This window comes from Mycolicibacterium agri (assembly GCF_002553505.1).
Lineage (GTDB): Bacteria > Actinomycetota > Actinomycetes > Mycobacteriales > Mycobacteriaceae > Mycobacterium > Mycobacterium agri.
Map to the genome: position 1 here is coordinate 1 of NZ_PDCP01000127.1, position 12,101 is coordinate 12,101.

The 12,101-nt window shown below is 67.1% G+C and carries 7 protein-coding genes and 1 tRNA gene; 7 read left to right on the top strand and 1 reads right to left on the bottom strand.

Going from position 1 to position 12,101, the window contains the following annotated elements; genetic code table 11:
• The first annotated feature begins 196 nt into the window (after positions 1–196).
• Both CQY20_RS31655 and CQY20_RS31660 read left to right on the top strand, forming a co-directional pair.
• Positions 197–1,585 carry an FAD-binding oxidoreductase gene (locus CQY20_RS31655; RefSeq protein ID WP_163700650.1) on the top strand — a complete coding sequence of 463 codons (1,389 nt, stop codon included), beginning with the start codon at positions 197–199 and terminating at the stop codon, positions 1,583–1,585.
• Between the two features lie 55 nt (positions 1,586–1,640).
• Complete coding sequence (locus tag CQY20_RS31660) at positions 1,641–3,155, top strand: sensor histidine kinase (RefSeq protein WP_308494434.1); 1,515 nt, start codon at positions 1,641–1,643, stop codon at positions 3,153–3,155.
• Positions 3,156–3,201: 46 nt separating this feature from the next.
• Here the strand turns inward: CQY20_RS31660 and CQY20_RS31665 are convergent.
• Positions 3,202–3,274: transfer RNA gene (locus CQY20_RS31665), tRNA-Arg, on the bottom strand.
• A gap of 180 nt (positions 3,275–3,454) precedes the next feature.
• Here CQY20_RS31665 and CQY20_RS31670 point away from each other — a divergent pair.
• From CQY20_RS31670 to CQY20_RS31690, 5 genes are all read left to right on the top strand, one after another.
• The gene (locus CQY20_RS31670) at positions 3,455–4,939 is read left to right on the top strand and encodes a wax ester/triacylglycerol synthase family O-acyltransferase (RefSeq protein WP_097944973.1); all 1,485 of its coding nucleotides are present in this window, start codon (positions 3,455–3,457) and stop codon (positions 4,937–4,939) included.
• A complete protein-coding gene (locus CQY20_RS31675; RefSeq protein WP_097944975.1) occupies positions 4,936–6,639 on the top strand; it encodes an HAD-IB family hydrolase/lysophospholipid acyltransferase family protein in 1,704 nt (567 codons plus the stop codon). The genes CQY20_RS31670 and CQY20_RS31675 overlap by 4 nt, the downstream gene beginning before the upstream one ends.
• A gap of 11 nt (positions 6,640–6,650) precedes the next feature.
• Positions 6,651–9,029, top strand: coding sequence for a glycerol-3-phosphate 1-O-acyltransferase (locus CQY20_RS31680; RefSeq protein ID WP_097944981.1), 2,379 nt, complete (start codon positions 6,651–6,653; stop codon positions 9,027–9,029).
• A gap of 24 nt (positions 9,030–9,053) precedes the next feature.
• On the top strand, positions 9,054–11,054 hold the full coding sequence (locus CQY20_RS31685) for a bifunctional copper resistance protein CopD/cytochrome c oxidase assembly protein (protein WP_097944977.1): 2,001 nt from the start codon (positions 9,054–9,056) through the stop codon (positions 11,052–11,054).
• Positions 11,055–11,211: 157 nt separating this feature from the next.
• On the top strand, positions 11,212–11,943 hold the full coding sequence (locus CQY20_RS31690; RefSeq protein WP_097944979.1) for a class I SAM-dependent DNA methyltransferase: 732 nt from the start codon (positions 11,212–11,214) through the stop codon (positions 11,941–11,943).
• The last annotated feature ends 158 nt before the right edge of the window (positions 11,944–12,101 follow it).

Below are 12,101 nucleotides of genomic sequence, written 5' to 3' on the forward strand. Positions count from 1 at the left end.
GGTCTGACTGAACACACGCGCCACAGAGCGCTTTGAGGCACCCCGCCCCCAAAGCCACTAATTCAGCAGGCTCCTAGTTCGCCGGCAACCGTCGCAATACGTTCGTCGCCATGACCCACCTGCTCGGCCATAGCGACCCGGATCGACGTATTCATCGGCCTGTTCCGACGGCCGATCGCACATGAGAGGTCGGTCGATGAGCTCATGGCGGGACAGCGTGCCGGAACTGCAGAAGCGTCTCTCGGGGCGGGCTTTTACTCCGGAATCTGCGGGTTATGACAACGAAATTGCGGTGTTCAACACGGCAGTGCAACATCGGCCAGCACTGGTTGTAGGTGCGGCCGACGCGGAAGATGTCGTCCAGGCGGTGAGATTCGCGGCCCGCCACGGCCTGCACATCGCCGTCCTCAACACAGGGCACGGACCATCGCTGCCCGCAGGGGACGGCGCGCTGATGATCACGACGAGGCGGATGTCGGAGATCGCCATCGATACCGGCACGGGCACGGCACGAGTCGAAGCCGGTGTCCGGTTCGGTGACCTCGTGCAGGCGGCGGCAGTTCATGGCCTGGCACCGTTAGCGGGATCTGCTCCTGGCGTCGGGGTGGTCGGCTACACACTCGGCGGTGGCGCAAGCTTGACCATGGGACGCAAATTCGGTTGGGCCGCAGACCATGTCAGCGCGATTGACGTGGTCACGGCGGACGGTCAACTGCGTCGTGTCTCAGCGCACTCCGAGGCGGATCTGTTCGGCGGGCTGCTCGGCGGAAAGAGCAATTTCGGTGTTGTCACCGCGATGGAATTCGCGCTGTTTGCGGTGACTCACCTGTACGCGGGCGCACTGTTCTATGCCGGGGAGCACATCCGAGGGGTTCTGCAGGAATATCGGCGGTTCACGATGACGGCGCCCGACGAGATCAGCTCGGGCGTCACCGTGTTGAATCTGCCGCCGATGCCTGGCCTTCCGTCGTTCATGACCGGCAAGCTCATCGTTTCCGTAAGCCTCTCCTGTGTCGGCAATTCAGTTGTGGGCAAGCGATTGGTCGAACCGCTGCGTCACGCGGCGCCGCTGTTGATGGACACCATGGCCGACATCCCGTACAACCAATTCGGTCAGATCAGCGCCGAGCCGACGGACCCCGCGCCGGCCCTCGAGCACTTCGGACTGTTGCGCGAACTCACCGACGACACCGTCAAGGCCATCGTCGAGGTGGTCGACTCCGCTGCCCACAACGGAATCAACATCATCCACATCCGCCATCTCGGGGGAGCCTTCGGGCGGCCACCCGCTGTTGCGAACGCGGTCGGCTCGCGCGACGCGGCCTTCGCCTTCTTCGCGCTGACTGTGGTGCCACCCGGTCACCGAGTCGCTGACTATCGCGACTGTGGGGCTGAACTCGTCGAAGCGCTCAAGCCGTGGCTACACGACCATGCTCATCCCGGCCTCCTCGGCCCTGCCGACGCCACCGTCGAGCGCACCCGACGTGCCTACGACCCTGCCACCTATCGAATGCTGCAAATCGTGAAAACCATGTACGACGCCCGCAATTCGTTCCGCTTCAATCACAACGTCCCGCCTGGGTGAGTCGTTGATGTTCGGACGGGTTGAGTCGGCGCGAGGCTGGTCTCATCGTGGGCCGTTGGCCGCGCTCCTGCGACCCGAACCGCTGCCAGTCGGCGTCGGAATCGCCGTCGCCGCCGCGTTCATCATCGCGGAGACGGCAGTCGTCTACTGGCTCAAGCACATGGGGTCGCACCATTCGTTCCGAGCTCTCTTCCTGCTCGGCGTGCTGGTCGTGTCAGCAGGCTGGGGATTCGGACTGGCCGTCACGACAACCTTCGTGAGCATGCTCGTCTATCTCTACTTCCATCTCGAAGACCACAATCTGCTCACCGGCGATGACTTTGTCGCCCTGTTGGTGTTCCTGCCCATCGCTCTGTCAGCCAACATTCTTGGCAGGCAAGCGCGCCTGCGAGCCATCGAGGCGGAGGACCGCCGCAGGGAGGCGGACTGCGCGGCTGCGCTGGCCAATTCACTCGCCGACCAACAAGCGGCGCTGCGGCGCGTCGCCACCTTGGTGGCGCGCGGAGTCGCGTTGTCGCAGATTTGTCCCGCGGCCGTGCTCGAACTTTCTCAGGGGTTGCGCGTCGAAGACGTTGTCCTGCTGGAATATGGATCGTCCGGCGCCACGGTCGTGGCGGGCCATCGCGACGGATCAGGCGACGCCATCCAGTGTGCGGGAAAACAGGTGTCGCTGGATGGCGCGAGCGTCACTGCCACGATCTTTCGGGAACGGCGGGCCGTCCGAATCGACTCGTATGCCGATACGACAGGCCCGACTGACGCGCACATCCGCAGCCTCGGTCTCCAGTCAGCCGCAGGTGCACCGATCCTCGTGGGTGACCGGCTCTGGGGCGCGTTGATCGTCGGGTCGGTTCGAGCCGGATCCCTCCCGATCGGGACCGAACTGCGCATCCAGGATTTCGCCGATCTTGTGGCCACCGCAATCGCCAACGCCGAGACCCAGGCGCAATTGACCGCTTCTCGCGCTCGAATCGTCCAGGCCGGCGATCAGGCGCGGCAACGATTCGAACGCGACCTCCACGACGGTGCGCAGCAGCACGTGGTGTCGCTTGGCCTGCAGCTTCGCGCCACCCAGCTGTTGGTCGAACCCGACCAACATCGGTTGAACGACCAGATGTCGCTTGTGGTCGCGGGCCTGAGGGCAGTCGCTGCCGAACTTCGCGAGCTGTCCCACGGAATGCATCCCGCCATCCTGTCGAGAAGCGGGCTCGAGGCCGCGATCAGAGGCTTGGCCCGCAGATGCGCGATACCCGTCGACCTCGACCTCGACATCAGCGGCAGGTTGCCCGAGCCGATCGAAGTGGCGGCCTATTACGTCGTGGCCGAGGCCTTGACCAATGCCGTCAAGTACGCCGGTGCCTCCGAGATTGCCGTGCACGCCAGCGTGGACGACGCGATCCTGCGTCTGGTTGTCGGAGACGACGGAATCGGGGGCGCGGTGGTGGGCAGCGGGTCTGGCCTGATCGGGCTCAAGGACCGCGTCGAGGTGCTCGGCGGCCAGTTCGACGTCGTCAGTCCGACCGGTGTCGGGACCACGCTGACCGCGACCATTCCGCTCGCCGCGCCGTAAACGACGACGGCCTCGACGGCTGGATAGCGAGCCAATCGCCGAAAAGCGCCCCCGGCAGGACTCGAACCTGCGACCAACCGCTTAGAAGGCGGCTGCTCTATCCGCTGAGCTACGGAGGCAGCGCACTCACCCTAGCGAATACGGCGGCCGATGCCGTAAGCGCGAACGGGGGCCTGCGGGGAAGGGCTAGCAGGTAGGGGATAGGAAACGTCCTCCGTCGTGAGTTGCGTCGGACTAGCGTGGGTAGGGAACGTTCGGGCCGACGGGAGGGGCAGCAACGATGGCGAGGTGGCCGCAGCGTGAGCGACGTGCGTGAGTTCGGCGCGGCTGGGCTTCCGGAGGAACTCAGCCCCGTCGACCAGATCCTGCACCGCGGCGAAGCCAACCCGCGCACCCGGTCGGGCATCATGACCGTCGAAATCCTCGACACGACGCCCGACTGGCAACGCCTGCGTACGCGCTTCGAGCACGCGTCCCGCAAGGTGCTGCGGCTGCGGCAAAAGGTCGTCATGCCGACGCTGCCGACGGCGGCGCCCCGCTGGGTCGTCGACCCGGACTTCAACCTCGACTTTCACGTGCGCCGGGTGCGGGTCGCCGAGCCAGGGACGCTGCGCGAGGTGCTCGACCTCGCGGAGGTCACCCTGCAGTCGCCGCTGGACATCTCCAGGCCGTTGTGGACCGCGACGCTCGTCGAGGGCCTCGCCGGCGGACGCGCAGCGCTGGTCATGCACCTCAGCCACGCCGTCACCGACGGCGTCGGCGGAGTGGAGATGTTCGCGAGCATCTACGACCTGGAGCGCGACCCGCCGCCGGAAACTCCTCCGCCGCTGCCCATTCCGCAGGACCTCTCGCCGAATGACCTGATGCGCGAGGGCATCAACAGGCTGCCGGGCGCGATCGCAGGCACCGTCGGCAAGTCGTTGTTCGGCGCGGTGCGCGCCGTCGGTCAGGTGATCCGCGACCCGGTGTCGACGGTGGGCGGGGCCGTCAACTACGCGGTCTCCAGCGCACGCGTGATGGGGCCGGCCGCAGAACCGTCGCCGGTGCTGCGGCGACGGAGCCTGTCGTCGCGCAGCGAGGCCATCGACATCGAGTTCGGTGACATGCACCGCGCCGCCAAGGCCGCGGGCGGCTCCATCAACGACGCCTACCTCGCCGGCCTGTGCGCTGCGCTGCGGCTGTACCACGAACACATGGGCGTGCCCATCGACACTTTGCCGATGGCGGTGCCGGTGAACATGCGCTCCGACAACGACCCGGCCGGCGGAAACCGGTTCGCCGGAGTCAATCTCGCCGCACCCGTCGGCATCGAAGATCCCGAGCGACGGATCCAGAGCATCCGGTCGCAGATGACCCGCAAACGCGAGGAGCGTGCCGTCAACATGGTCGGCGCCATTGCGCCGGTGCTCAGCCTGCTGCCCGACCCGGTCCTTGAGGGCATGGCGGGCTCGATCGTGAACGCCGATGTGCAGGCCAGCAATGTGCCCGTGTATCCGGGCGACACTTTCCTTGCGGGCGCAAAGATTCTGCGGCAGTACGGACTTGGCCCGCTGCCCGGCGTCGCGATGATGGTCGTGCTGGTTTCGCGGGCCGGATACATCACGGTCACCGCACGCTACGATCGCGCGGCGGTGGTCGACGGGGACTACTTCGCCCAGTGTCTGCAGGCCGGCTTCGACGAGGTGCTCGCCCTCGGCGGCGACGGCCGCTGTGTGCCCGCATCGTTCACGCCGGCAGGCGACGAATCCAGTCCTGTATCACCCAACGGGAGCAGCCCGCAATGACCGCCGCAGACCAACAGCCGAGGCCACGCGCCAACCCGCGCACCATGCGGTTGCCGGGATCGGTCGCCGAGATCCAGGCCAGCCCGGCCGGCCCGAGCATCGGTGCGTTCTTCGACCTCGACGGCACGCTGGTGGCCGGTTTCACCGGGGTCATCATGACGCGGGATCGGTTGCGGCGCGGCCAATTGGGGGTCGGCGAGTTCATCGGCATGGTGCAGGCCGGGCTGAACCATCAGCTGGGGCGCTCTGAGTTCGAGGACCTGATCGGCAAGGGCGCCCGAATGCTGCGCGGCAGCTCGCTCAGCGACATCGACGAACTCGCCGAGCGACTCTTCGTGCAGAAGATCATGGGCCGCATCTACCCGGAGATGCGTGAGCTGGTGCGCGCCCACATGGAACGCGGCCACACCGTCGTGCTCAGCTCGTCGGCGCTGACCGTGCAGGTCGAGCCCGTCGCGCGCTTCCTCGGCATCAGAAACGTGCTGAGCAACAAGTTCGTGACCGACGAGAACGGGCTGATCACCGGCGAAGTCGAAACACCCATCATCTGGGGGCCGGGCAAGGCGCGAGCGGTGCAGGCATTCGCCGCCGAACACGGCGTGGACCTGTCGAAGAGCTACTTCTACGCCGACGGCGACGAGGACGTCGCGCTGATGTATCTGGTCGGCAATCCGCGGCCCACCAACCCGGGCGGAAAGATGGCCGCCGTTGCGGCCAAACGCGGTTGGCCGGTGCTGCGGTTCACCAGCCGCAGCGGCAACAACCCCGTCTCCCAGCTGCGCACGGCCGCCGGTGTCGCGTCGATGGTGCCGATCGCCGCGAGCGCCTTCGGGTTGGGACTGTTGACCCGCAACAAGCGCACCGGCCTGAACTTCTTCACCTCCGCGTTCGGCCGCGCCCTGCTGACCGCGACGGGTGTGAACATCAACGTGCTGGGCCGCGAGAACCTGTGGAAGAAGCGTCCTGCGGTGTTCATCTTCAATCACCGCAACCAGGTTGACCCGATCATCGCCGGCAGGCTCGTCGAAACCAACTTCACCTCGGTCGGCAAAAAGGAGCTGGAGAAGGACCCGATCGTCGGCACCCTCGGCAAGGTGATGGACGTCGCGTTCATCGACCGCGACAACCCGAAGGCCGCCGTCGAAAGCCTGAAAAAGGTTGAGAAGCTTGCCCGTAACGGCCTGTCCATCCTCATCGCCCCGGAAGGAACGCGGCTCGACACCACCGAGGTCGGCCCATTCAAGAAGGGGCCCTTCAGGATTGCGATGTCGGCGGGCATACCGATCGTGCCGATCGTCATCCGCAATGCCGAGGTCATCTCCGCGCGCGACTCCGCGACGTTCAACCCCGGCACCGTCGACGTCGTGGTGTACCCGCCGCTGTCGGTCGACGACTGGACGGTCGACAATCTGTCCGAGCGCATCGAAGAGGTGCGTCAGCTCTACCTCGACACGCTGAAAAACTGGCCGCACGACAAGGTTCCGAAGATCGGGCCGTACGCGCCGAAGAAGGCCGCAGCAGGCAAGGCGACGCCGAAGAAAGCCGCAGCAGGCACGGCGGCGCCGAAGAAGGCGGCCAAGAAGTCAGCCGACAAGAAATCTGCCGCGGCGGTCAACAACGAGAAGTCGACCAAGACCGCGGCCAAAAAGGCAGCCGATAAACAAGCCGGCAAGGCCGCTGCGAAGAAGGGGCGGTCGTGACCAGCGACCCGATGGCCAGCTTCGACACGGCCGACGACGCGCTGGTGTTGGCCTCGGTGTCATCGCCCGCCGAGCGAGAGCTGTTGAACGACTGGCTGCAACGCCAACGCCGCGAGCATCCCGAATCCAACGTCTCGGTGCTGGAGATCCCCGAGGGCGATCCGCCGCCCGGCGTGTTGGCCCGCCTCGTCGAGGAACTCGAGGCCGACGAGGACCGCACCGTCGTGCCGGTGCGCGTCTTCTGGGTGCCCGGCGGCCTGCCGACGCGCTCCAAAGTCGTCGCGCTGATCTCCGGGCGCGACACCTATCGACCGCCTGAGATCCTTCAGCACCGCATCCTCAAGCGCGACCCCAGCCGGGCCAGGGTGGTCGCGGGCGATCCGGCGAAGGTGTCCGAGTTGCGCCAGCAGTGGAACGACGCCACCACCGGCGAAAACCCGCGTGAGTTCGCCCATTTCGTGCTGCGCCGCGCAATTCTGGCCATCGAGCGTGTCGAGTTGCGGTTGCTCGGCCCGGAGTACAAGTCGCCGAAGCTGATGGCGCCCGAAATCCTGGCGTCGGCGCGGTTCCGGGAGGGCCTGGAGAAGATCCCCGGCGCCACGTTGGCCAAGGCGGCCGAGATGCTCGACGAACTGTCCACTGGTTGGAGCCGGTTCTCCGTCGACCTGATCCCGTCGCTGGGCCGGGCCATCTACAGTCGGGGGTTCGACCCCAATATCGATTACGACCGCGCCGAGATCGAGCGGATGCGGCACAAGCTGGAAACCCATCCGGCGGTGCTGTTGTTCTCGCACCGGTCCTATCTCGACGGTGTCATCGTGCCGGTGGCCATGCAGGAGAACCGGCTTCCGCCCGTGCACACCTTCGCAGGTATCAACCTGTCGTTCGGTTTCATGGGCCCGCTGATGCGCCGTGCAGGTGTCATCTTCATCCGCCGCAAGCTCGACGACCCGCTGTACAAGTACGTGCTGCGCCAATTCGTCGGCTACATCGTCGAGAAGCGTTTCAACCTCAGCTGGTCCATCGAAGGCACCCGCTCGCGCACCGGAAAGATGTTGCCGCCCAAGCTCGGTCTGATGAGCTACGTCGCCGACGCCTACCTCGAGGGCCGCAGCGAGGACATCCTCCTGCAACCGGTGTCCATCAGCTTCGACCAGTTGCACGAGACCGCCGAGTACGCCGCCTACGCCCGCGGCGGCGAGAAGACACCCGAAGGGCTGTCCTGGCTGTACAACTACATCAAGGCGCAGGGCGAGCGCAGCTACGGCAAGATCTATGTCCGGTTCCCCGAAGCGGTTTCGATGCGCGAGTATCTCGGGCCGCCCGGCGGGCCGACCGCCCACGACGAGGCGGCCAAACGCCTTGCGATGCAGAAGATGGCGATCGAGGTGTGCTGGCGGATCTTGCGCGCCACTCCGGTCAACGCGACGGGTCTGGTGTCGGCGCTGCTGCTGACCACTCGCGGCACGGCGCTCACGCTCGATCAGCTGCACCACACATTGCAGGACTCGCTGGATTACCTGGAGCGCAAGGGAACTCCCGTCACCAACAGTGTGTTGCGGCTGCGCACCCTCGACGGTGTGCGCGCCGCGCTCGACGCGTTGTCCAACGGCCACCCGGTGACGTGCATCGACTCCGGACGCGAGCCCGTGTGGCGGATCGCGCCCGAGCACGAGCACGAGGCGGCCTTCTACCGCAACACCGTGATCGACGCGTTCCTCGAGACGGCCATCGTCGAGATGGCGCTCGTCTACGCGGCACACGCCGAGGGAGATCGCCTGGAGGCGTTCTGGAATCGCGCGATGCGGTTGCGGGATCTGCTGAAGTTCGACTTCTACTTCGCGGAGTCCTCGGCGTTCCGCGAACATCTCGCCGAGGAGATGGCGTGGCATGAGTGCTCGCAGGCAGAGGCTCCCAACTGGGAGCAGCGTGTCGCCGCGGGCGCCGACGAGATCTTCGCCATGCTGCGGGCGAAACGGCCGCTGATCGCGGCGGCGGTGTTGCGGCCCTACTTCGAGGCCTACGAGATCGTCGCCGACGTGCTGCGCGACCTGCCCGCCGAGGTCGACGAGAAGGAACTGACGCGGCGCGCGTTGGGCGTCGGCAACCAGTACGTCGCGCAGAACCGGGTGCGCAGCACCGAATCGGTGTCGGCGCTGCTGTTCGCAACCGCGCAGCAGGTCGCCGCCGATCAGCACCTGCTCGAACCGGCCGCCGACCTGCTGGAGCGGCGCACCGCCTTCCGCAACGAACTGCGCGACATCTTGCGCGACATGGACAAGGTCGAGCAGATCTCCTTCGAGCAGTTCTACGCGCGCGAGCAGGAGCGCCGCGCGATGCGCCAAAGCGCCGAGCACGGCGCCGAAGAGACGGCGGGAAGCGGGACCTAGCTGGGCACGCCATACGCTGGAGGGATGACAGCGGTGGTGTCCGGCGTGCGCAGCAGCGCGGTATGGCCCGTGCTGTTCGCCGTCGGCGTGCTGGCCGGCTTGACCGCCGCGGGCATCGGCGGCATGACGCTGGCCGACGCGCTGCTCGCCACCGGGCTGCCCAACCCGGGCCCGGTCACCACCTACGGACTGCCGTTTGTCCGGGCGGCGGGGGAGATCGCCGCCGTCGTCGCGGTCGGGTCGTTCATGTTCGCCGCGTTTCTGGTGCCGCCTCAGCAGAACGGCGTGCTGGACGCGGACGGGTACCGAGCGCTGCGCGTCGGCACCGTCGCGTCGGCGGTGTGGACGGTGGCCGCGGCGCTTCTGGTGCCGCTGACCGTGTCCGACGTCACGGGCCAGCCGTTGTCGACGCGGCTGAGCCCGCTGGACATCTGGTCGGTGGCCAGCCTGATCGAGACCGCGGGCGCCTGGCGGTGGACGGCCTTCCTCGCGGCGATCGTGACCGTCGCGAGCATCCCGGTGCTGCGCTGGTCGTCGACGCCGCTACTGTTCGCCGGTTCGCTGGTCACGCTGCTTCCGCTGGCGCTCACCGGCCACTCGTCGTCGGGCGGCTCACACGACCTGGCCACCAACAGCCTGCTCATTCACCTGGTCGCGGCCGCTCTGTGGGCCGGTGGCCTGCTGGCGCTGCTGGTGCACGCGCTGCGCGGCGGCGGCCACGCCGATCTGGCCGCGCGGCGGTTCTCCGCCGTGGCGCTGTGGTGCTTCGTCGCGATGGCGCTCAGCGGCGTCATCAACGCTCTGGTACGGATGCGGCCGAGCGACCTGTTCGACAGTGCCTACGGCGCGCTGGTCATCGCCAAGGCGGTTGCGCTGTGCACGTTGGGTGCCATCGGGTGGTGGCAACGGCGCCACGGCGTCGCCGCGTTGCAGGCCGACCCGCAGGCCCGCCGGCCCTTGATCCGGCTGGCGTTGACCGAGGCGGTGGTCTTCGGGTTGACGTTCGGCGTGGCCGTCGCGTTGGGCCGCACCCCGCCGCCGCCTCCGCCGATCTCCAACCCGTCGATTCCCGTCGTCGAGATCGGCTACGACTTCGCCGGTCCGCCGACCGTGGCGCGGGTGCTGTTCGACTGGCGTTTCGACCTGCTGCTCGGGACGTTGGCGATCGTCATGGCGGTGGTGTATCTGGCCGGGTTGCGACGGCTGAGGCGGCGCGGCGACACCTGGCCTCCGGGCCGCACCGCCGCATGGCTGCTGGGCTGCCTGGTGCTGTTGTTCACCACGTCGTCGGGCATCGGTCGCTACATGCCGGTGATGTTCAGCATGCACATGGCCGCGCACATGCTGCTGTCGATGCTCGTGCCGATCCTGCTGGTGCTCGGCGCTCCGGTCACGCTGGCGCTGCGGGCGTTGCCGACCGCGGGCAAGGACCAACCGCCGGGTCCGCGCGAATGGCTTCTGGCCGCGCTGCATTCGCGGCTGTCGCGCTTCTTCACCAACCCGATCGTGGCGACGGTGATCTTCGTCGCCGGCTTCTACGGGCTGTATTTCGGCGGGATCTTCGACGCCGCGGTCAACACCCACGCCGCGCACGTCGCCATGAACGTGCACTTCCTGCTGTCGGGATACCTGTTCTATTGGGTGGTCATCGGCGTCGACCCCACACCGCGGCCGCTGCCGCCGCTGGCCAAGCTCGGCACCGTGTTGGCGTCGCTGCCGCTGCACGCGTTCTTCGGTGTGGTCTTGATGAGCACCAAATCCGTGCTGGGCGAAGGCTTTTACAAGTCCCTGCAGCTCGACTGGCACACCGACCTGATCGGTGACCAGCGGCTCGGCGGCGGAATCGCTTGGTCTGCAGGCGAACTCCCGCTGCTGATCGTGGTCATGGCGCTGCTCGTGCAGTGGACCCGCAGCGACCGGCGCACCGCCAAGCGCCTGGACCGCGCCGCCGACCGCGATGACGACGCTGAACTGGCTGCCTACAACGCGATGCTGGCCGAACTGGCGAAGCGCGACGCGCGGTAGGGACTTGGCGCTGCTGTCTTTTGCGGTCACGCGGCTGCATGCGGCCAGCGTCTGCATGCGGCCAGCGTCTGCATGCGGCCAGCGTGAAGATTTCGCGACTTTCGGCCCGATTTTTCGCAGTGGCTGCACGTTCGGCGAGGCAGTACTGTCCGCATCGATGAGCGACGATGGGTTTTTCGACGAGGAGGTCGCCGCCACCTACGACGAGGCGACCTCCGGTATGCACGACGAAAGCGTCATCAACGAGGTCGTCGACGTGCTCGCCGGCCTGGCCGGTGACGGTCGCGCACTCGAATTCGGGATTGGCACAGGGCGTATCGCGCTTCCGCTGGCGCGCCGCGGCGTCGAGGTGCATGGCATCGACATCTCCAAGCCGATGGTCGCGCGGCTGCGGGCCAAGCCGGGTGGGGCCGACATCGGCGTGACCCTCGGCGACTTCGCCACCACGCGCGTGTCCGGCACCTTCACGCTGACGTATCTGGTGTTCAACACGATCGAGAATCTCACCACCCAGGACGCCCAGGTCGCCTGCTTCGCCAACGCCGCGGCTCATCTGGAGCCGGGCGGGCGGTTCGTCATCGAGGTCGGCGTCCCGGCGCTGCGGCTGCTGCCGCCCGGGCAGCGGGCCGTCCCGTTCGATGTGGGTGAGAAGGCCTGGGCTTACGACCTGTACGACTGCGCGACCCAGTCGATGACCTCCAACTATGTCGACGACATCGACGGCAAGGCGCGGTTCCGGTCGATCGCATTCCGCTACGTGTGGCCCGCCGAGCTCGACCTGATGGCGCGCATCGCGGGCCTGACGCTCGAGGAGCGGTGGCAGGACTGGGACGGCACACCGTTCACCCATGAGAGCACGCGGCACGTGTCGATCTGGCGAAAGCCCTAATTGCTCGCTTGCTTGCTTACACCCGACGCCTGGCCGCCTGGCGCCTGGCGCCTGGCCGCCTGGCGCTTGGCCGCGAAGCGGAATCTACGCAGCGAAAGTGCGAGTAAGGACCTGTGCGGATTCCGTCTCGCGGGTAGTGGGGCGCGGCGGGTTAAGGG